The organism is Pseudomonas sp. GW821-FHT10B02, from assembly GCF_059415665.1.
In genome coordinates this window covers 29,255-49,635 of record NZ_JBWKNR010000010.1, presented here as the reverse complement: position 1 = coordinate 49,635, position 20,381 = coordinate 29,255, and the positions used below count along the sequence as shown (strand labels likewise).

General features: G+C 61.6%; 17 protein-coding genes. 11 read left to right on the top strand and 6 right to left on the bottom strand.

Annotation, left to right across the window (positions count from 1 at the left end):
* Positions 1–2 precede the first annotated feature (2 nt).
* Positions 3–1,415, bottom strand: a complete 1,413-nt coding sequence (locus AC07OF_RS15920; protein ID WP_157192513.1) for a coniferyl aldehyde dehydrogenase — start codon at positions 1,413–1,415, stop codon at positions 3–5.
* A gap of 154 nt (positions 1,416–1,569) precedes the next feature.
* On the opposite strand from AC07OF_RS15920, the gene AC07OF_RS15915 reads away from it, so the two are divergent.
* Positions 1,570–4,248: a winged helix-turn-helix domain-containing protein gene (locus AC07OF_RS15915; protein WP_157192512.1), complete on the top strand. Its 2,679-nt coding sequence runs from the start codon at positions 1,570–1,572 to the stop codon at positions 4,246–4,248.
* A gap of 8 nt (positions 4,249–4,256) precedes the next feature.
* Here AC07OF_RS15915 and AC07OF_RS15910 read toward each other — a convergent pair whose 3' ends face one another.
* Together AC07OF_RS15910 and AC07OF_RS15905 are read right to left on the bottom strand one after the other, a co-directional pair.
* Positions 4,257–4,895, bottom strand: coding sequence for a TetR/AcrR family transcriptional regulator (locus AC07OF_RS15910; RefSeq protein WP_157192511.1), 639 nt, complete (start codon positions 4,893–4,895; stop codon positions 4,257–4,259).
* Positions 4,896–4,907: 12 nt separating this feature from the next.
* Positions 4,908–5,693 carry an enoyl-CoA hydratase/isomerase family protein gene (locus AC07OF_RS15905; protein ID WP_157192510.1) on the bottom strand — a complete coding sequence of 262 codons (786 nt, stop codon included), beginning with the start codon at positions 5,691–5,693 and terminating at the stop codon, positions 4,908–4,910.
* Between the two features lie 139 nt (positions 5,694–5,832).
* Between AC07OF_RS15905 and AC07OF_RS15900 the strand changes: the two genes are divergently transcribed.
* The 4 genes from AC07OF_RS15900 (at position 5,833) to AC07OF_RS15885 (ending at position 10,048) form a co-directional block, all read left to right on the top strand.
* Positions 5,833–6,975, top strand: coding sequence for an acyl-CoA dehydrogenase family protein (locus AC07OF_RS15900; protein WP_495073142.1), 1,143 nt, complete (start codon positions 5,833–5,835; stop codon positions 6,973–6,975).
* The gene (locus tag AC07OF_RS15895) at positions 6,972–8,138 is read left to right on the top strand and encodes an acyl-CoA dehydrogenase family protein (protein WP_476447164.1); all 1,167 of its coding nucleotides are present in this window, start codon (positions 6,972–6,974) and stop codon (positions 8,136–8,138) included. Before AC07OF_RS15900 ends, AC07OF_RS15895 begins: the two co-directional genes overlap by 4 nt.
* Positions 8,125–9,078, top strand: a complete 954-nt coding sequence (locus tag AC07OF_RS15890) for an NAD(P)H-dependent flavin oxidoreductase (RefSeq protein ID WP_495073141.1) — start codon at positions 8,125–8,127, stop codon at positions 9,076–9,078. The genes AC07OF_RS15895 and AC07OF_RS15890 overlap by 14 nt, the downstream gene beginning before the upstream one ends.
* Before the next feature lie 121 nt (positions 9,079–9,199).
* Complete coding sequence (locus AC07OF_RS15885) at positions 9,200–10,048, top strand: mechanosensitive ion channel family protein (RefSeq protein WP_157192506.1); 849 nt, start codon at positions 9,200–9,202, stop codon at positions 10,046–10,048.
* A 68-nt stretch (positions 10,049–10,116) separates the two neighbouring features.
* Here AC07OF_RS15885 and AC07OF_RS15880 read toward each other — a convergent pair whose 3' ends face one another.
* Positions 10,117–10,734: a TetR/AcrR family transcriptional regulator gene (locus AC07OF_RS15880; protein WP_232478162.1), complete on the bottom strand. Its 618-nt coding sequence runs from the start codon at positions 10,732–10,734 to the stop codon at positions 10,117–10,119.
* 234 nt (positions 10,735–10,968) lie between these two features.
* Between AC07OF_RS15880 and AC07OF_RS15875 the strand changes: the two genes are divergently transcribed.
* From AC07OF_RS15875 to AC07OF_RS15850, 6 genes are all read left to right on the top strand, one after another.
* On the top strand, positions 10,969–11,835 hold the full coding sequence (locus tag AC07OF_RS15875) for a fumarylacetoacetate hydrolase family protein (protein ID WP_495073140.1): 867 nt from the start codon (positions 10,969–10,971) through the stop codon (positions 11,833–11,835).
* A 172-nt stretch (positions 11,836–12,007) separates the two neighbouring features.
* A complete protein-coding gene (locus tag AC07OF_RS15870) occupies positions 12,008–13,006 on the top strand; it encodes a 2,4,5-trihydroxytoluene oxygenase (protein ID WP_495073139.1) in 999 nt (332 codons plus the stop codon).
* A 21-nt stretch (positions 13,007–13,027) separates the two neighbouring features.
* Positions 13,028–13,639, top strand: a complete 612-nt coding sequence (locus AC07OF_RS15865) for a malonic semialdehyde reductase (RefSeq protein WP_476447166.1) — start codon at positions 13,028–13,030, stop codon at positions 13,637–13,639.
* 127 nt (positions 13,640–13,766) lie between these two features.
* Positions 13,767–15,005 carry an MFS transporter gene (locus tag AC07OF_RS15860; RefSeq protein WP_157192501.1) on the top strand — a complete coding sequence of 413 codons (1,239 nt, stop codon included), beginning with the start codon at positions 13,767–13,769 and terminating at the stop codon, positions 15,003–15,005.
* Positions 15,006–15,082: 77 nt separating this feature from the next.
* Complete coding sequence (locus tag AC07OF_RS15855) at positions 15,083–16,585, top strand: CoA-acylating methylmalonate-semialdehyde dehydrogenase (RefSeq protein ID WP_495073138.1); 1,503 nt, start codon at positions 15,083–15,085, stop codon at positions 16,583–16,585.
* 86 nt (positions 16,586–16,671) lie between these two features.
* Entirely contained in the window at positions 16,672–17,526 is an 855-nt protein-coding gene (locus AC07OF_RS15850; RefSeq protein WP_476447168.1) for a hypothetical protein, read from the top strand.
* A 104-nt stretch (positions 17,527–17,630) separates the two neighbouring features.
* Here the strand turns inward: AC07OF_RS15850 and AC07OF_RS15845 are convergent, their stop codons facing one another.
* Together AC07OF_RS15845 and AC07OF_RS15840 are read right to left on the bottom strand one after the other, a co-directional pair.
* Positions 17,631–18,863 carry an MFS transporter gene (locus AC07OF_RS15845; RefSeq protein WP_495073137.1) on the bottom strand — a complete coding sequence of 411 codons (1,233 nt, stop codon included), beginning with the start codon at positions 18,861–18,863 and terminating at the stop codon, positions 17,631–17,633.
* Between the two features lie 74 nt (positions 18,864–18,937).
* Positions 18,938–20,296 carry an outer membrane beta-barrel protein gene (locus AC07OF_RS15840; protein ID WP_495073136.1) on the bottom strand — a complete coding sequence of 453 codons (1,359 nt, stop codon included), beginning with the start codon at positions 20,294–20,296 and terminating at the stop codon, positions 18,938–18,940.
* Positions 20,297–20,381 lie beyond the last annotated feature (85 nt).

Sequence of the window (20,381 nt, the reverse complement as noted above, 5' to 3'; positions counted from 1 at the left end):
GATCAGCGCTTGATCAGCGACGCGACGAACTGGCGCACCTGATCGGTGTATGGCGGTCGCATCAGGTCCGGGCCGTCTGCAGCGCGCAGCACCGCTTTGGCGTGACTGAAGGTGCGGAAGCCGTCAAAGCCGTGGTAGGCGCCCATGCCACTGGCGCCAACGCCGCCGAAAGGCAATGTCTCGACCCCGGCATGACGCAACACATCGTTCAGGCAGACACCGCCGGAGGTGGTGCGGGCAAGGACAAAGGCCTGCTCGGCAGCGTGGTTGCCGAAGTAGTACAGGCCCAGCGGCCGCGGGTGGCTGTTGATGTAGGCGACCACTTGCTGGATGTCGCTATAGGGTTTGATCGGCAGCAAGGGACCAAAGATTTCGTCCTGCATGACCTTAAGACTGTCGTCGGGGTTGATCAGCAAGGTCGGTACGATCTTGTGGTGCGCCTGATCGGCAAAGCTTTCTTCGGCCGGGTTGAGCTCGATGACGTCGACCCCCGCCTCCCGCGCCTCGTCGAGGTAGCCCTGCAGACGCTGGAAGTGACGGGCGTTGATCACCGAGGTGTAATCACGATTGTCCTTGAGGGTCGGGAACAGCTTGGCAACGGCGGCCCTGGCCAGGCTGACGAATTCGGCCATCTTCTCTTCGGGCACGAACACATAGTCCGGCGCCAGGCAGATTTGCCCGGCATTGTGCAATTTGCCGGCGAGGATCTTGTTGACCGCCGCCGCCAAATCGGCAGAGCGCGAGATAATGGTCGGCGACTTGCCGCCCAGCTCCAGGGTTACAGGTACCAGATTGTCGGCCGCCGCTCGCATCACCTGCTTGCCGATGCTGGTAGCGCCGGTGAACAGCAAGTGGTCGAAAGGCAGACTGCAGAACGCCTGACCGACCTCGGCGCCACCGGTCACGATTACCACTTCATCCTCGGCATACACCGTCGGGAAGATCCGCGCGATCAGCGCACTGGTGTGCGGGTTGAACTCGGAGAGTTTGATCATCACCCGGTTGCCTGCTGCCAGCGCGCCAGCCAGGCCATTGAAGATCAGGTTGCCAGGGAAGTTCCAGGCAGTGAGGATCCCCACCACCCCCAGTGGTTGATACTGCACCCAGGCTTCGCCACGGTCGGTATGGCGCGGCTCATCGCGCATCCATTGGGCAATCTGGCTCTGGGTGTACTTCATGGCCGCCAGCGGGCTGAGGACATCGAACAGACGCGAGAAGTCTTCACTGCGATGACCGAAGTCGGCCGCCAAGGCAGCAACAATTTCTTCTTGATAATCAACCAGCAGGCCGATGGCACGATCAATGAGTTCGCAGCGCTGTTCAGCCGTCCAGGGCTCATTGCTCAGGCAAGCGGCACGTTGCTTTTCCAGCAAGACGCGAACATCGGCACCACGCAGATTTTCATTGGCACTCATGTGGTTTGGTCTTCCTTACAAAGGGGCGGTTCGGGAGCTGCCAATCAGGGGCCGGGCCGTTACACTCATGCTCGTACCGCAATTGGGGCGTTGTTCCAGTGCGCCGATACTAGAAAGGACGGGGCCGCCCCGACGACAACCAAAGGTAGGATGCATGGAAGGTTTTCGACGTAGTTCCAACGAACCAGTGCAGGGAGTAGTGCCCGTGCCTCGTCCGGGCAAATTCCTGGCACCGGCATCCCTGCCTGGGCAACTGGACCGCGCCGCCCTGCTCCCCTTGACCGAGCAACAGCCGGGGCTGCGCCTGCTGCTGATCAGTGCCTGTGCCGGCGCCGGTAAAACCATGCTGCTGAGCCAGTATCAGGCACGCTGTGTGGCTGAAGGCCAACGGGTGCTGTGGTGCAATCTGGACCCGGCCGACAACGACCCGTTGCGCCTGGCGGCCATGCTCCACACCGGGTTGCGTGACCTGGGACTGGTCCCCGCCAGCGATAGCCTGCCCGTTGCCGAGACGCTGGAACCGGCGTTGCTCGAGCAGATCGCCGCCAGCAATCAGCCATTCGCCGTGCTGCTGGACGGATTCGAGGTCATCTGCGCGCCGGCGGCGCTGGCGTTCATCCAGCAGTTGCTCGCAGTGCTGCCCGCGCACGGCACCCTGGCGCTGGCGAGCCGCACGCTGCCGGCGCTCAATCTCGGTCGTTTGCGCGCCCTCGGCCAGCTGCATGAAGTGAATAGCGAAAGCCTGCGCCTGAGCCTCGACGACACCACTCACTACCTGCGCCAGAGCCATCAACTGGTGCTCGGCGCGGATGACATCGCGCGCTTACATCAGTGCACCGAAGGCTGGATAACCGGACTGTTTCTGGCCACCCTGTCACTCAAACGGCATGACGACCCGGCTGCCTTCATCGACGCCTTCAGTGGCGCGCACCCGGCCCTGGCCGAGTATTTCACCGAAGATGTCCTGGCCCGGCTGGACGAACCCTGCCAGCGCTTTCTTCTGCAGACCTGCGTGTTGCCGCAGTTCACTGCGAGCTTGTGCGACGCTGTCAGCAGCGGCCATAGCAGTGCAGCAATGATCCAGACCCTGCAACAGGCCAACCTGTTCGTACTCGCCACGGATGAGCAGCGCCTGCATTTTCGCTATCAGCGGCTGTTTGCCGAGTTCCTGCGCCACACCCTGGCCAAGCGCCACCCGGCATGGCCGGAGCAGTTGCACCATGCGGCCGCGCAGTGGTTTTTCGCCGCTGACCAGTGTGAAGAAGCCCTCGAACACCTGTTTGCCACCGATAATCTCGATGAGGCGGCCGAGCAGTTGGTGGCTCACGTCGACCACCTGGTCGAGAACGGTCATACCAGCCTGTTGATGCGCTGGTTGTCGCGTATTCCCGATGAAGTTCGCGACATGCACCCACGCCTGGGTATCGCCTATGCCTGGGCGCTGGTGCATGGCCGCCGCTACAAAGAGGCGCTGCAGCTGATGCAAACCCCTGCACTGGCCGGTCAACCGCATCACATTCATTGCTTGCTGCTGTTGCTCAACGACCGGGTAGCCGAAGCGCAGCACAGTAGCCAGGCGCTCCTGCAAAGCCTCCCTGCCGAATCGAAATCGCCATACCGTATCAGCGCCTACGTACTAGCCTGCTGCATGTACTACAGCGGTCGTTACGGCGAAGCCCGGCAACTGCTGAGCAGCGATAAACTGCGTGAGGCACAGAGCGAGTCACCTTACCTGCGCGATGTCGCCGACAGCCTCGAGGCGCTGCTCGACATCACCCAGGGCCAGCTGGACACCGGCATGAGCCGCCTGCTTGCGGCCAGTCGGCGTAGCCGCGAAACCCTCGCTGGCACGCCGCCGGTTGGCTTTCCGGTATTGCAGACCGCACTGTGCCTGGTGATGTACGAAACCGATGCACTGGAGCAGGCACAGCACCGCCTCCTCGAACTACTGCCCTATGCCCGCGACCACGCCGCGCCCGACTCACTGATCAGCACTCATGTGCTGCTGGCGCGCATCACCTACCTGAACGGCGACCGCCCCGGCTGGATGCGCTATCTGGCCGAGCTGGATCAAATGGGCCGGGTGGCCGGTTCCACACGCATCCTCTGCTCGACTTGGCTGGAACGGGCGCGGGTTGCAACCCTGGAAAAACGCCTGGACGCCGCCGATCATGCGATGCGCTCGGCCGAGCAGCTCAACGACTGGGACCGCCCGGGAGTGCTGTTGACCGCCAACGATGTCGATACCCCGTACATTGCCCGTCAACGCTTGAACATCGCCCAGGGCAGTGCTGACCCGGATGAGTTGTTGCAAGCCATGGATCAAGCCCTGGCACGCAAACAGCACCGCCGTGCGCTGAAGCTGCGCCTGCTGCTGGCGCTGGCCCTGGAGGCCTGCAAACAACCCAAGCAAGCCCTGGAGCAACTGAGCCTGGCATTGAGCATTGCCAGCCCGGTCGGCTTTATCCGCACCTTTCTCGATGAAGGTACGCCCCTGGCAGCCTTGCTCGAACGCTGGGCGGTGACCTTTCACGGACAAGAGAGCGCACTGGGCGTCGAAGCGCGTTTTGTCGCGCACTTGCTGCAACGCAGCCATACAAGCCCAGTGCTTGAAGCCAAGGCTGAAGACACCCCACCAAACAGTTTGTCCAACCGTGAACTGCAAGTGCTGCGCCTGCTGGCCCTGGGTTATCGAAACCGTGAGATCGCGGAAAAAATGTTTCTCTCCGAGCTCACGGTAAAATCGCACTTGCGCAAGATCAACACCAAGCTCGGCGCCAGTGGCCGCACCGAGGCGGTATCGATTGCCAGAAGCAACGGCCTGCTTGACTGACGTTGCAGTCAGGCAGCCAACGCCGTTTCGATGAAATCCTGCAATTGGCGCTGCAATACCGCCAGATCGATACCTGCGGGGTCGAGCAGAAACTGCAGCATCGAGCCGCGCAAGGTACCCAGGATCAGTACCGCACTCGGCAGCGGCTGGACATCCGCGCGAATCTCGCCGTTGGCGATACCTGCGCTGATGCAATCGGCCAGATGCTGTTGCACCGAACGGTTGTATTGCGCAAGGATCTGCGCGGTTTCCGAATCCTGGGTGACCGCTTCTGCCATCAATGACAACAGCGCGCGGCTGTTGATCCAGTCGGTGTCGTTGCGACCCAGGTAAACGCTGACAAAGCCCTTGAGCGCATCCAGACCCGGCCGCCACTTGGGCGACTCGACCTGCACCAGGCTCATGAAGTTGGCATTCACGTAGGCCGCCAGGGCTCGTAGCAGTCCAGCCTTGCTACCAAAATGGTGAGTGGCCAGGCCACGGCTGTAGCCGGCCTCCTCGCCCACCTCCGACAGGGTCATGCCGACCCAGCCTTTACGCGCAACAATCTGCCGCGCCGCCATCAACAGCCGTTGCTCAGCCTCGCCGCGGCGCTCGGCCTGGGTACGGCGCGATCCGCTCGGGACAGTTTTATCAGCGGGTTCCATCGGGTTGCTTCCTTACTCACCTGTAAACACGGGTTGGCGCCGCTCGGCCATGGCGCGGATGCCTTCGGCAAAGTCGGCACTGACGATCTGCCATTCCTGCTCGCTGGCTTCACGATCGATTATCTGGTCGACAGCATCGGCCAGGCCCATGCGCAACGTCGCGCGGCTGGACATCACCGCGCCTGGCGCACTGGCGGCAATTTCCTCGGCCAGCGCCTGCGCGGCCTGACGCTCCTGGCCGGGCTCGGCCAGTACATCGGCCAGACCGATACGCACCGCCTCGGTGCCATCGATACGTCGGCCGGTGGCAATCAGCAGCGAGGCCATCTGCGGGCCGACCAGGCGCGGCATGGTAACCGAAATTCCGAAGCCTTGATGAATGCCCAGGCGGTTGAAGTTGGCCGAGAAGCGCGCCTTTGCGCTGGTCACGCGAAAGTCAGCGACCAAGGCCAGGCCCAGGCCGCCGCCCACCGCCGCCCCTTCAACCACGCCAATCAGCGGTTTGCGCGTACGGAACAAGCGCACTGCCGACTTGTACACCCGCCGCGGGTACTGCGGATCACATTGGTCCGCCGCGGAAAAATCGGCACCGGCGCAGAACACTGTGCCTTCGGCCACCAGCACCGTCACCCGGCAAGCAGGCAACTGGTCGAGGTAATCCAGGGTGTCAGCCAGGTCCTGGATCAGTTCGGCATCAAAAAAATTTAGCGGTGGGCGGCTGAAGCTCAAGGTGGCGACATGACCATCGAGTTGCAGGGTAAGGCCACGGCCGGGGACAAACGCGCGATCAGTAGACATACGGACTCCGGATGAACGCAAGGCAATTGGCAAACAGCGGCTTGCTTCGCTGCGAGGGTTGCTGATAGCTTATTTACTTGTTGGTCGTACAGCAAGTTCAATCCAGCATCCTGCCCCTTCACTTACAAGAGCTATAACCATGCAGGCACTCGATATCCGGCCCTGTCACCTGGATGCCAAGACAGATGCCCTTCGCACGCAAGTGCGCGAATTTCTAGCCGAGGCGTTGAAAGACTGCCCCCCCGAACAACGCGCCAGAAACTGGAACGGCGCCGACATCGCGTTCAGCCGCAAGCTGGGCGAACGCGGCTGGCTGGGCATGACCTGGCCGAAACGTTACGGCGGTCATGAACGCAGCGCCCTTGAGCGCTATGTGGTGCTGGAAGAACTGTTGGCCGCCGGGGCACCGGTGAACGCGCACTGGATTGCCGAGCGTCAGTCCGGTCCGTTGCTGATGAAATTCTCCCCCGAGGTACTTGCCCCCCGTCTGTTACCGGCCATTGCCCGTGGCGAGCTGCTGTTTTGCATCGGCATGAGCGAGCCTGACGTCGGCTCCGACCTGGCCTCGGTGCGAACCCGCGCAGAAAAGGTCGAAGGTGGCTGGCAGGTCAACGGCAGCAAAGTCTGGACCACCGGCGCGCACCGCAGCCATTACATGGTCACCCTGCTACGTACCGGGCCCAAAGATCCGGGCAACCGTCACGTCGGCCTGTCGCAGCTGTTGATCGACATGCACAGCCCAGGGGTGACGGTACGGCCGATCTACAACATGCTCGGCGAGCACGACTTCAATGAAGTGTTCCTCGACAACGTGTTCGTGCCCGACGACTTCCTCATCGGCCAACCCGGTGATGGCTGGCGGCAAGTGGGGGCGGAGCTGGCACTGGAGCGCAGCGGCCCGGAGCGCTACCTGAGCTGCACGCAGTTGTACCTGGAAATGCTCGACGCCGCCGACCCGCACGATAGCCACCATCGCGTCAGTCTGGGCCGTGTCGCCGCCCGTTATGCCGCGTTGCGCCAGATGTCTCTGGGTGTGGCGGGCATGCTGGCCCGAGGTGAAAACCCGGCGACGCCGGCAGCCTTGGTCAAAGACCAGGGCGCCCTGCTCGAACAGTCGTTGCCCGACCTTGCTCACGAGCTGTTCGGTGGCCGCCGTCAGCCCGGTAGCCCACTGGACCAGGTGATGCGCTATCTGACCCAGACCGCCCCATCGTTTTCCCTGCGTGGCGGCACCCGCGAGATTCTTCGTTCAATCATTGCCAGAGGATTAGGACTGCGATGAACCAGGCTCCCAATACTTACAACAACGATGCTCAGGCTCCGTCGGAACTGCAACAGATGATCACCCACAGCGTCCAGGGTCTGTTTGCCGAGCTGGTCAGCCCTGAGGTCATGGCCCGCTTCGACACCGGGCAGCCGCCCAGCGAACTCTGGCAGCCACTGGTGGACCATGGTCTGACAGCCGCGTTGATGACAGAAGCCGCTGGCGGCAGCGCTGCCAGCTGGCTGGAAGCCAGCCCGATCCTGCATGCCCTGGGCTACTGGAACCTGCCGTTGCCCCTGAGCGAAACCATGCTCGCGGGGCTGCTGCTGTCACGTGCCGGGCTGCAGGTACCCGAAGGCCCGATCAGCCTTATCCAGACCGGGCGCCTCGGCGACTTGCAGTTGAGCGCCGACGGACAGCTCGACGGTCGCTGCTTAAACGTACCCTGGGCGCGCAGTTGCCAGTGGGCAGCTATGGCCGACTGTGGCGGACGAATCGCCTTGGTTGACCTGCGACAGATCGGGGTAAAACTGACAGCTGGCACCAATTTCGCCGGTGAAGAACGCGATAGCCTGGAGTTCACCAACGTACCGGTGCAGGCCATCGCGCCCTTGCAAGTGGCTGACGTATGCGAGCCGGTGTGGCTGTTCGGTGCGTTGGCGCGCGCCTGCATGCTGGTCGGAGCCCTGGAATCGAGCCTCGATCAGGCGTTGGCCTACGCCAATCAACGGGTGCAGTTCGGCAAGCCGATCGGCACGTTCCAGGCGCTTCAGCAACAGCTTGCGCATGCTGCCGGTAGCATTGCTGCGGCAAGTGCCAGCACCCAGATCGCCCTGCACAGCGCTGGCCTGGCCCTGAGCAGCGAAGCCGGCCAGCCCACCAGCCTGACCTTCGACGTCGCCGTGGCCAAGGTCTGTGCTGGCGAAGCCGCGACACTAGTGACCTCAATCGTCCATCAGGTTCACGGCGCCATTGGCTTTACCCACGAACACAGTCTGCATTACAGCACCCGGCGCCTGTGGTCCTGGCGCGACGAGTTCGGCAGCGACGCGCAGTGGGCCGAGGTGCTTGGCCAGTCGGCAATCAGCGCCGGCAGCCAAGGATTCTGGGCCGCCCTGACAGCCCGCGACCTCCCGTTGCAAACACCTTTGACGCGGAGCGCCAGCCATGCCGCTGCCTGACTTTTTGAGTAATCGCCTGCGCCTGCCATTGATCGGCGCACCTATGTTTCTGGCTTCAACCCCACCTCTGGTGACCGCGCAATGTCGTGCCGGAATCATCGGCGCCATGCCGGCGCTCAATGCACGCAGCCCCGCGCAACTGGACGGCTGGCTGGCGCAGTTGACCGAGGAGCTTGCCTGCGCCCAGCCAGTGAATGTAGCAGCGCCTGCACCCTTCGCCATCAATCAGATTGTCAGGCGCAGCAACACGCGCCAGGAGCAAGACCTGGCGCTGCTGGTGAAACACCGGGTGCCGATTGTCATCACCAGCGTCGGCGCCCCCGGCGAGGTGGTCGACGCCGTGCATGGTTATGGCGGGCTGGTGTTGCACGACGTGGTCAGTGTGCGCCACGCGCACAAGGCGGCCGAAGCTGGTGTCGATGGGCTGGTCGCGGTCTGTGCCGGTGCCGGTGGGCATGGCGGCACCCTCAACCCCTTGGCGTTCGTCAACGAAATACGGCGCTTTTTCAACGGCATCCTGCTGCTCGCTGGTGGCATCACTACTGGCAAGGATCTGCTGGCTGCACGCATCATGGGCGCTGATCTGGGCTATGTCGGGACGCGTTTTCTCGCTACCCGGGAATGTGAAGTCGATCCCGGCTACAAACAGATGCTGCTTGCCGCCGATGCCGACCAGATCGTCAATACCGCGCTGTTCAGCGGCCTGCCGGCCAATTATCTGAGGCACAGTATCACCCGCTGTGGCCTGGACCCGGACAACCTGCCCGAACACCCAGCGCAAGGCGCAACGGGCGGACACAATGGCCATAAACTGTGGAAAGACATCTGGGCTGCCGGGCACGGCGTTGGCAACATCGACGATATCCCAAACGTAGAAACACTGGTCCGGCGATTGGAACACGAGTACCGGCAGGCAGCGGCCGGGAACCTTGGCTGGTAGCAGTACTTGCAACATATGAATTGAGAATGTCCCCGCAGGCTATGTCCTGGCCTATTGGCTGGCGTGGCACACAGCTTGTGCTAGCGTTTTGAGGCCAATCCCTCATTTTCGAGCCCCAGCCATGGACGAAACCATCGTTAACGTGACCACCGAGAAGTTCAACGCGCTGATCGCGCTGGTGCAACAGTACGGGGCCGCTTTCGCGGTCAAGCTTCTCTCCGCCATTGCCTTCTGGATCATCGGACGCTGGTTGATCGGTTTTGCCGTCGGCATGGTGCAACGGGCGCTGACCAAGCAGAAGCTCGACCCGACCGTGCTGCGCTATGTCGGCTCGGTCATCACCGTGACACTGAACATCATCCTGGTGATCGGCATCCTCGGTTACCTCGGCATGCAGACCACTACCTTCGCCGCGCTGCTTGCCGCGGTCGGTCTGGCCATCGGCATGGCCTGGTCGGGGCTGTTGGCCAACTTGGCGGCCGGTGCCTTCATTATCGTCCTGCGCCCGTTCAAGGTCGGTGACTTCATCAGCGCCGGCGGCGTGATCGGTACGGTCACTGAGATCGGTCTCTTCGCTACCGCGATCAACACCCCGGACAACGTGCTGACCCTGGTCGGCAACAACAAGATCTTCAGCGACAACATCCAGAACTTCACCCACAACCCGTACCGCCGGGTCGAGCTGCAGGCGCAGTTGTCTGGCGCGGCAGACTGGAAAGCGGCTGCGGCGTTGCTCAAGCAGCACATCGCGGCGCTGCCCAATGTGCTCGCCGAGCCTGGGGTGGATGTGGAGATTCTGGAGTTCAACCTGGTCGGCCCGGTACTGGCGGTGCGCCCGTACTGCCACAACGAGCACTATTGGCAGGTCTATTTCGACACCAACCGCACCATCAAAGATGCCCTCGGCGAGGCCGGCTTCCCGGCCCCGATGCCGGCGCAGACGGTGATCGTCCAGCAGCAAGCCGGGTAAGCCGCAAGCCCTTGACGCCGCCTACGATATGACGTGTTCCGTAGGCGGCTCAAGGCGTTGTCTGATAGCTATAGCTTCAAACCACTCAGAAAAATGTTGATGGCTTCGTCTATCCTGCGCTGTCGATCCAGCTCGGACGGTATGTCCATCAAGCCGAGAAGGCAGCGCAACTGGAAGTCGCCCGTCAAGGCATCCAGAAACAGCACAGCCCGGGTTTGCGCATCGCCCGCCTGCACGATTCCGGCCTTCTCGGCCCAGCCGAAGTACTCGCGCAAGCAGCCATAAGCAGCGCCCGGCGCTGCTTCGAAAAACGCTCGGGCAGCTTCCGGTGCCCGCAACGCCTCGGCCACGATCAGCCGATGCATGGCGATCGTTCGCGGCGCAAGAATGACCTCAAGGAAGGTTTCGGCAATTGTGCGCAATGCTTCCGGTAGCGGTTTGCAACTGAGGTCCATATGCGTGAGCGGGTTGACGATCTGCTCGCACAGGCGGGCGATAATCGCTGCAAACAAGCCGTCCTTGTCACCGAAGTAGGCATACACGGTTCGTTTGGAACCACCGATGCGGGCGATGATTGCATCCACGCTTACCCCGGCATACCCCTCTTCCAGGAACATTTCCGTCGCCGTCGCGAGAATCGCCTCCCTCTTTTCGGCTTGCCGCTTACTTTCCACCCGCTCGCTCAAGAAGCACCTCTTCCTTTCGATTCGACATCGTTCCGCGCATAGCCTACCTGCCCTGCGGGGGGCGTTCCACATTCGCAATACAATCGCATATCAAACCTGATCATTTATTCCAAACACGTCTTATCGGCGCCATTGACATGGGGAAATGACAATGGGAATCTTCGAACAGCAAAACGGTACGGTACGGTACCGTTTACATAAGCCTTGAAAAATAATAACAGCGAGGTATGGATCATGCGTTTTGTCAGCTTTGCCGAGGGTGCTATCAAGGGCCTGGCCGTGGAGACCCCAAATGGCCTGCGTGGCCTCAGCGAAAATCTGCCTGGCTATCCGGGCTCACTGTTCGAGCTGCTGGAACGCGGCGCCCAGGCCCTGCAACACGCGCACCGCCAGCTAAGCGAAGCGCCTCTGCTCGACGCTTCCCGTATCCGCTATCTAGCGCCGATCGAGCGGCCGGGCAAAATCGTCTGTGTCGGCCTGAACTACGCGGATCACACCAAAGAAAGTCCCTACGAGCAGCCGAACTACCCCACCTTCTTCCCCCGCTTCTCCACGACCCTGATTGGCCACGGCGAAGCCATTGTGCGCCCGCTGGCTTCCGGGCAACTGGATTACGAAGGCGAACTGGCAGTGATCATCGGCACGCGCGGCCGCCACATATCCCGGGAGAATGCCTTGGCGCATGTTGCCGGGTACTCGATCTTCAACGAAGCCTCGGTACGTGATTACCAGTTCAAGTCGCCGCAATGGACCATTGGCAAGAACTTTGATGCCACCGGCGCTTTCGGCCCGGCCTTCGTCAGCGCTGACGAACTGCCAGCCGGCGCCCGTGGCCTGGCGCTGACCACACGCCTGAACGGCAAGGTCGAACAGCAAGGCAACACCGCCGACATGGTCTTCGATGTCGCGCAACTCATCGCTGTGCTCAGCGAAGCCGTCACCCTCGAACCTGGCGATGTCATCGTCACCGGAACCCCGGCCGGTATCGGCTGGGCTCGCCGCCCAATGCTGTTCATGCAACCTGGCGATGTCTGCACCGTGGAGATCGAAGGCCTGGGTACCTTGAGCAATCCGATCGCCGCCGAGACACCGACCGCCTGAGACGGCGCCCTGCTCGTTAGTCGAAAACCCGTTCGCCTTTAACAGGCGGGAGCGATCCCGGCTGCCTGCGCCCGGACCGATTTACGGTTCGCGCAGGCGGCTGCCCGGAAAACGCACCCGCGCCAGCGAATACCCAAACCCATCGTCGGCCCTGGGCTGAGGAGACGCAGCCATGCTGCACATCAAAGACATCAACCACGTGGTCTACCGGCATGCCGATCTCGACCTGCTTGAACGCTTCCTGCTCGATTTCGGCCTGACCGTAAGCCATCGGACCGAACAGCGTCTTTACCTGCGCGGCACCGGTACGCTGCCTTATGTCTACATCGCCGAGCGCGCCGACACCCCGTCTCTGGGCGCCATCGCTTTCGCCGTTGAATCCTTTGCCGACCTGCACGTTGCCGAACGCTTGCCAGGTGCTTCAGCAATCCAGGCGCTGAAGCACCCCGGCGGTGGCCATTGCGTGGTGTTACATGATCCATCCGGGCGACGCATTGAGCTGGTGCACGGTATCCAGCCGGTCGAAGCACTGGCGCAACGCTCGGCGCTGGTACTCAATTCGGCGGTTGAGAAGCGCCGCTTTGGCGACGTACAACGGCCCGGCAAGGGACCGGCAAAGGTCATGCGCCTGGGGCATGTCGCCATCGGCGTCGCCGACATGCCCAGCATGATCGGCTGGTACCGCAACGTGCTGGGCATGCTGCCCTCCGACCTGATCGTCGAAGGTGACGAGCAGGATTGCCCGTCCGCTGCGTTCCTGCGCCTGAACCGCGGCATCAACTGGACCGATCACCACACCATTGCGCTTTTCCAGGCCAATCGTGACGTGGTCCATCATGCCTCATTCGAGGTTCAGGATTTCGATGCCCAGTGCCTGGGCCACGAGTGGATGGACGACCAGGGCTGGACGCCATTCTGGGGGGTCGGGCGCCATGTACTCGGCAGCCAGATATTCGACTACTGGCGCGACCCGTCGGGCAACCTCATCGAACACTTCACCGACGGCGATCTGTTCAATCACACCTCCCCGATGAACTGCACCCAGGCCTGTGACTCCAGCCTTTACCAGTGGGGCCCACCCATGTCGGTGGAGTACTTCCTCGGTGGCAGCAATGAAAATGAAACCGTCACCCCGCGTTCGCTGGCTGAGCGCCGGCGCCACACCCGCTGACCGCTACAGGAGCCCAGCACAATGAAAGAAACACTGTCCAAGCAAGGACTCGACCTGCTGTTTCGCGATGCCCGCAGCCAGAACGGATGGCTCGACAAAGCCGTCGACGACGACACCTTGCGCGCCATCTACGACCTGGTGCGCTGGGGCCCGACCAGTACCAACGGTTGCCCGGCGCGCATCGTCTTCCTGCGTAGCGCCGAGGCCAAGGCGCGCCTGCTGCCCGCGCTGGCGGCGGGCAACGTGGAGAAAACCCTGCAGGCGCCGGTGACCGCGATCATCGGTTACGACGCCGATTTTCATGAGCAGCTACCGCGGCTGTTTCCGCACAACCCAGGCATGCGCGATTGGTACGCCGCGCAGCCACAGCTGATCGATGCAGCCGCACTGCGCAACAGCTCGCTGCAGGGCGGCTACTTCATTCTCGCCGCGCGGGCGCTGGGCCTGGATTGCGGGCCAATGTCCGGCTTCGACCACGAGCGCGTCGACGCCGAATTCTTCGCCAGCAGCACCAACTTCCCCGGCCAGCAAGTGAAAACCAACTTTCTCTGCAACCTCGGTTATGGCGACCCCTCGAAACTGTTCCCGCGCAGCCCGCGCCTGAGCTTCGAAGAGAGCTGTGCCCTGCTGTAGAGACTCCGAACTGCCGAACGCCAAGCGCGCAACGCCGTACACAACAAAAACAAGGAGAACACCATGCGGCACAACCACCCGACCTTCCCTTCCACATATCGGCTCAATCGCTGACGGAGACGCAACCATGCAGAACATCTCGAAATGGCATGTGCTCGTCGGCGGTTTCCTCGCCTATCTGTTCGACGCGATGGAAATCATCCTGCTGACCATCGCCTTGCCGGTGATCCAGCAGGACTTGGGGCTGTCCATAGGCCAGGCCGGCATGCTCGCCTCGGCGACATTGCTTGGCATCGGTTTCAGCAGCATTACCACCGGCTGGTACTCGGACAATTTTGGCCGGCGCAAGGCGCTTTTACTCTCGCTGGTGAGCTTTGGCGCACTGACCATGGCCGTGGCATCCACCCATGACTGGTACTTGCTACTGTTGTTGCGCTTTTTCTCGGGCCTGGGCCTGGGGGGCGTGTGGGGCATTGTCTCGGCTTATATCGCCGAGACCTGGCCTGCACACCAACGCGCCCGGGCCACCGGCTTCGTACTCAGCTCATTTCCGGTGGGCGCGGCAATCGCGGCGATGGCTGGCAAGGCATTCCTGCCGGACTGGCAGCTGCTGTTCCTTGCAGCGGGTATCTCGACACTCATTCCTGTGCTCTACCTTTGGCTGTTCGTACCGGAGTCACCTGAATGGAAAGCCCAGAAAGCTATCGCTGCCACCTGCACGGATGTCCCCATCAATGCCTCGGTTCGCGAAATCTTCGCCCCGGGCCTGCTGCGCGTGACGCTGCTAGGTACAGCTGCGGCAAGCTGTTCGGTGATCGGCTTCTGGGGCGCCAGCACCTGGCTGCCCACCTATCTGGTGCACGAACGCGGGCTGGCAATCGGCATGATGGCCCACTTCATGACCATCCTGAACATTGGTGCGTTCATCGGCATCAACGCCTTCGGGCTGTTTGCTGACCGCATCGGCAAGCGCAACGCCACATTGCTGTCGCTCCTGGGCAGCTCAGTGATGCTGGCGATCTACGCACTTACCACCGACAACCAGGTGCTGTTCTGGCTGGGCCCGGTGTACGCCTTCTTCTATGCCTTTGCCAGCCTGTTCGCCTCCTATTTCAGTGCCCTCTACCCGGTGCGGGTACGTACCATCGGTGCCGGCTTTTGCTTCAACTTCGGCCGCGGCCTTGCCGCCTTCGCACCCTTGCTGCTCAGCGGTATTGCCATCCACCACAGCCTGGCGCTCGGCTTGCTGGTCTGCGCCGGATTCTTCGCCGCCGGCATGCTGATCATGTTCTTCATGCCCCAAGCCGAAGCACCACTGGACCACCCCGCAAACCCGTTGAAACCGGCGCAATCCGCCACTTCCTGAATTCCCGCCCCTGAATCGCAGCCTCGCCACCCGGCATTTGACCTGCCGGATCGGGACTGCTCGCCTGGAGAAAACCGATGATTACCTTGCAGCACTACATCAATGGCCAGCGCCGCGAAAGCCGCAGTGGTCGCTTCAACGAAGTACGCAACCCGGCCACAGGACAGCTGAGCGCCCAGGTTGCGCTGGCCAGCGCCGAGGAGCTGAACGAAGCGGTTGCCACCGCCAAGGCCGCCTTCCCGGCATGGTCGGCAACCACGCCACTGCGTCGCGCCAGGGTCTTGAGCCGCTTCAAGGAACTGCTGGAACAGAATGCCGAGCGACTCGCGACGATTATCAGCGCTGAACACGGCAAAGTGCATTCCGATGCCATGGGCGAGGTTGTGCGCGGCCTGGAGGTGGTGGAGTTCGCCTGCGGCGCCCCGCACCTGCTCAAGGGCGAAGTTACCGAAAATATCGGTAGTCACATCGACTCGCACGCAATGCGCCAGGCGCTTGGCGTGGTAGCCGGGATTACCCCGTTCAACTTCCCGGCGATGGTCGCGCTGTGGATGTTCCCGGTAGCCCTGGCCTGCGGCAATACCTTTGTCCTCAAACCGTCCGAGCGCGATCCGTCAGCGGCGTTGCTGCTTGCCGAACTGCTGTCCGAGGCCGGCTTGCCCGACGGCGTATTCAACGTAGTCAATGGTGACAAGGAGGCGGTCGACGCCATCCTTGCGCACCCGGACGTGCAAGCGGTCAGCTTCGTCGGTTCCACGCCCATCGCCCGCCATATCTACGCCACCGGCGCGGCCAACGGTAAGCGCGTGCAGGCGCTGGGCGGCGCGAAAAACCATATGGTGGTGATGCCTGACGCCGACCTCGACAAAGCGGTCGACGCTTTGATGGGCGCAGCCTATGGCGCTGCGGGTGAACGCTGCATGGCGATTTCCGTTGCTGTCGCGGTGGGCGATGCGACCGCCGATGCGTTGATCGAACGCCTCGCACCGCGAGTGCGTGCTCTGCAGATCGGCCCTGGTAGCGACCCGCAAGCCGAAATGGGCCCATTGATCAGCCGCGAGCACCTGGAGCGCGTACGCGGCTATGTCGATGTTGGTGTCGAGGAAGGCGCAACGCTGGTGGTAGACGGCCGCGACTTTCGCATGCAGCAACCCGGCTACGAGAACGGCTTCTACCTCGGTGGCAGTCTGTTCGACGACGTCGCCGCTCACATGCGCATCTATCAAGAAGAGATTTTTGGCCCCGTGCTTGGTGTGGTCAGGGTTCAGAGCTACCAGGAGGCGGTGGCCCTGATCAATGCCCACCAGTACGCCAACGGCACCGCCATCTTCACGCGCGATGGCGATTCGGCACGCATGTTCGGTCACGAGATCCAGGTCGGCATGGTCGGCATCAACGTGCCCATCCCGGTGCCCATGGCCTTCCACAGCTTCGGCGGCTGGAAAAACTCGCTGTTCGGCGACCACCACATGCATGGCCCTGAAGGTGTGCGCTTTTACACCCGCCTCAAGACCATCACCTCGCGCTGGATGAGTGGCATCCGCACCGGCGCCGACTTTGTCATGCCGACCATGAAGTGAATCCCGGGCGGTACACGACCGCCCTTCCCCCACGCCACCTGCACGCACACCCCGCGCAGGTGGCAAACAACCGGAAACGCACCTAGATGAACGCAAAACAATTACAAGAACGCATTTGCAAGGTACTGACCGCACTTACCCTGAGCAGCACGGCCGTTGCTGCCAATGCCGCGCAATGGAGCGACACCTTCGTCGGCTTTCGCTACGGTGAGCATTACAGCGAGCCACCGGTGGACAAGAAGATCCAGAAGGAGATCTACCAGCTCGGTCACAGCAGTGGCAACGAATGGGGCATGAATTTCTTCAATCTGGACGTGCTCAAGTCCGACAGCAATGATCCAAAGAAAGACAGCGACTCAGGTGCCGTCGAGGCGTATCTGGTCTATCGCCACCAGCTGTTCCTGAGCAAGGTGTTCGATCGTTCCCTGCGCTACGGCCCGATCAAGGACATCGCGCTGACCGGCGGTGTCGAACTGAACTACAAGAACAACGACTTCTCCACCCGCAAACGTCAACTACTGGTAGGCCCTACGCTTAAATTCGATGTACCCGGTTATCTGGACCTGAGCCTGTTGTATTCCATGGAATGGAATCACTGCGGCCTGCCCGCGTGTAAAACCGAAAACATCGAGTTCGATCCCTATTACGTGGTACATCTGGCCTGGGGATATCCCTTCCAGCTTGGCGAGGTACCGCTCAAGTTTCACGGGTTTGCCAGTTACAAAACCGCGAAGGGCAAGGACTACTTCGATGACGACACCGGAGAGGAAAGCCTGGTACGCGGTGCATTGATGGTCGATGTCGGCAAGCTGGTGTTTGGCGCCAGGAACACGTTCTGGGCCGGCCCTGGATACGAGTGGTGGCACCATAAGTACGGCGCAATGCACAAACCTGGCGTCAATAGCCATGCCCCAACACTCCATATGGAGTGGCATTTCTAAGCCCGGCGCAGCGTCTTGCAAAGCGAGTGTCGGGGAGTGCACAAGCCCCCCCGACATTCTTGGGCAACAGCTATTAAATCCAGACTTCACATAAATGCCTAAGGTCAGAGCGGCTCCGCCGACTTCTGCTGCCTAAGCTGGCTGCTTGCCGGTGCAGTTTCCCGCAAGCAGACCGCCACCAGCAAACCCAGCACGGCCCCGGCCAGGGCCAGGTAAAGGGTCTTTTCAATGCCGTAGTGCTGAGCGATGTAGCCGGCCAGTGCAGGTGCGACACCACCACCAAATACTTCACCGATATCCACCACCAGCCCGGTCGCGGTAGAAATCAATGCCGGTGGAACTGACTCACTGGTGAGCGGCCCGACGATCATGCAGATCATGCTGAAGTTGAAGAAGGTGGTTGCGAACAGCAGCAGGAACAGCCTGACCGGCTCGGCACCGGTATGGATCATCAGCCATAGCGACACCCCTGTGGCAACACAGGAAATCAACGCAACCGGCTTACGACCAAGACGATCCGAAAGCGTCGGCATGAGCACCATGCCGCAGAAGCCCCCGAAGCCGATAGCTGACATCACGAAGCCCATTTTCTGCATATCCAGATGCAAAAAGTCGGTCAGGTAGCTGGGAAGCATGACAGAACTGACGAACAGGCAAGTGAGCATGCAGAACATACCCGCCAGATTGAGCTGCACGTTGCGAAAGCGTAACGCCGCCAACCAGTCACCCGCGATGCCGTCGACGGCCTTGTTCACCGGACGTTGAGCAACAGGTTCACGCAGAACCTTGTACAGCGCCCAGGCCACGAGGAAGCCAGGCACTGACACCAGCACGAACACCCAGCGCCATGATGGGACCACCAGCAGCAACTGGGTGGCAATGATAGGGGCCAGCCCTAGCCCCAGCAGAGGAAAGAACGCCTGCTGGATGCCGATGTTCATACCCAGCCTCGAAGGGTGCGAGGCCTCCGCAGTCGCGGCGATAGAGGTCGGAGTGAATGCCCCTTCCGCCACGCCCATGACCGCACGAATCAACAGCAGCCCTCCTACACCACTGGCAAGCCCTGAGAAACCAGCCAGCAAGGAGAAGATGACCACCGAGGGGATGATCACCTTGCGTCGGCCGATGCGATCTGACAAGCGCCCCATGAAAATCGAGGAAATACCCCAGGCCAGGGCCAGGACGGCCGAGATGTTGCCGAGGTCCTGATAGTCCAGGCCCAGATCACGCATCATCACCGGATAAAGCGGCAGGATGATGAAGCGATCCAGGCCTACAAGGCCAAAACCAATCGCCAACAGGGCCACAGCTTTCCATTCGTACTTTTTATCGAACATACGCAAGATCCTCAGCCCGCATGGGCATGGATGGAATGAACGTCAATTGCCAGAAGGTTGTTTGGGTAATGGCTTCAGAAATACACCAGGGCTTCGACCAAACCAGTCAGTTGGGTGCGATCACGCCCATTGCCGTAGACACGATCATGTGCGACCGGCTCGAACCAGTCGTAACGCAACTCGGGGCGGATACTGATATGACGCGTGGCATCCCAGCGAAAGCCGACGGTCAGGGCATTGAAGTCGCCACGCGCGTTGCTGGTCGGGAACAGGACGAAAGCATCCCGATCGCGGAAATGCTCACCACGGGCAGAGAACGCCAGATCCTTGCGGTACTGGTAGGTGACCACACTATTGATACCCCACCACGAAGCCCCATCGAATCCAGGCCCGGTGACGATATCGACAGTACCGGCCTTGCCATCCCCGGACTGACGGCCATAGACCATCTCCCCGCCCAAGGACCAGCGCTCATCGATGGCATGCCAGGCGTTGAGTGAGTGCTGCTGACGCAGTTGTCCAGCTTCGGATACCAGCCTTGCAGTGGGTGCCTGGACGTCGTCGAAGTCATGATTTTCTTCGTTGCCGACCATGAACTCGTAGTCGACCCAGGTTTGCATGTCTGCCGTACGCCAGCGCAATGCACCGAGTACCGACTTACCGCTGTTGTTGTCGCGCAGATTATTGCGCCCCTGCACCATGCCCAGTTCTGCACCGAGGATGCCGCTTTCGCCGCTGAACACGCGGGTGCTGGCCAGCACGCCTGCGACAGTGCTGGGCTCGGAAACGAAGGCGTAGGTCTTGCTGGCGAAAGGGTTGCGTGCCTCGCGGATGTTTGGCGGGATCTCGTAGCCCAGTGCCGGGCCGAAAATCCCGGCGATCAGGCTCACGCCTGGGCCATAGGGCAGGTAGACGGAGGCGAACAGGTTGGGGGTGGCGACAAATTTTTCCTTGTCACGCTTGGCGCGTTCAGCATCATCGTCGCCCGGCGAATTGGCCGGCCAGTGCATGTCCCAGCCAAAGGTGCGCGCGAACTGGGCATTGCGCCCATACAAGGTCTCTACGCTGAAGCCGAACGAAACCTCCTCAGGCTTGGGCCCAGGCAACGGCGTGACCCGCGGTACGACGTTGGCCACCAGCGCCTTGTCAACGAACAGATGCACGGAGGCCAACTCGAAGCCCTCATCGGAAAAGCCGGTCAACGGCATATTGCTCAAACCGTCCTCGCGCTCGTCAGCGCTTGAGCGGTTGTTGCGCGCATAGCCGACGTCCAGCAATCCGGATATCCGAATGCCATGGTCACGCTCCAGTGCCGGGCCGAGCAGCCAACGGGCCAGACTCCCCTCGCCTTTTTCTTCTTCCTCAGCCTGTGCGCTCAACGTCACAGCGACGAGCGCACCTGCGCTTATACAAGCCAGCACCTTCTTCGACATACCTGCCTCTTATTGTTGTTGTGCAGCGAATTGGGCGAGCCCCGTCCCGGGATTACCTTCGTGGGGGGAAAACGATCCCGAACCA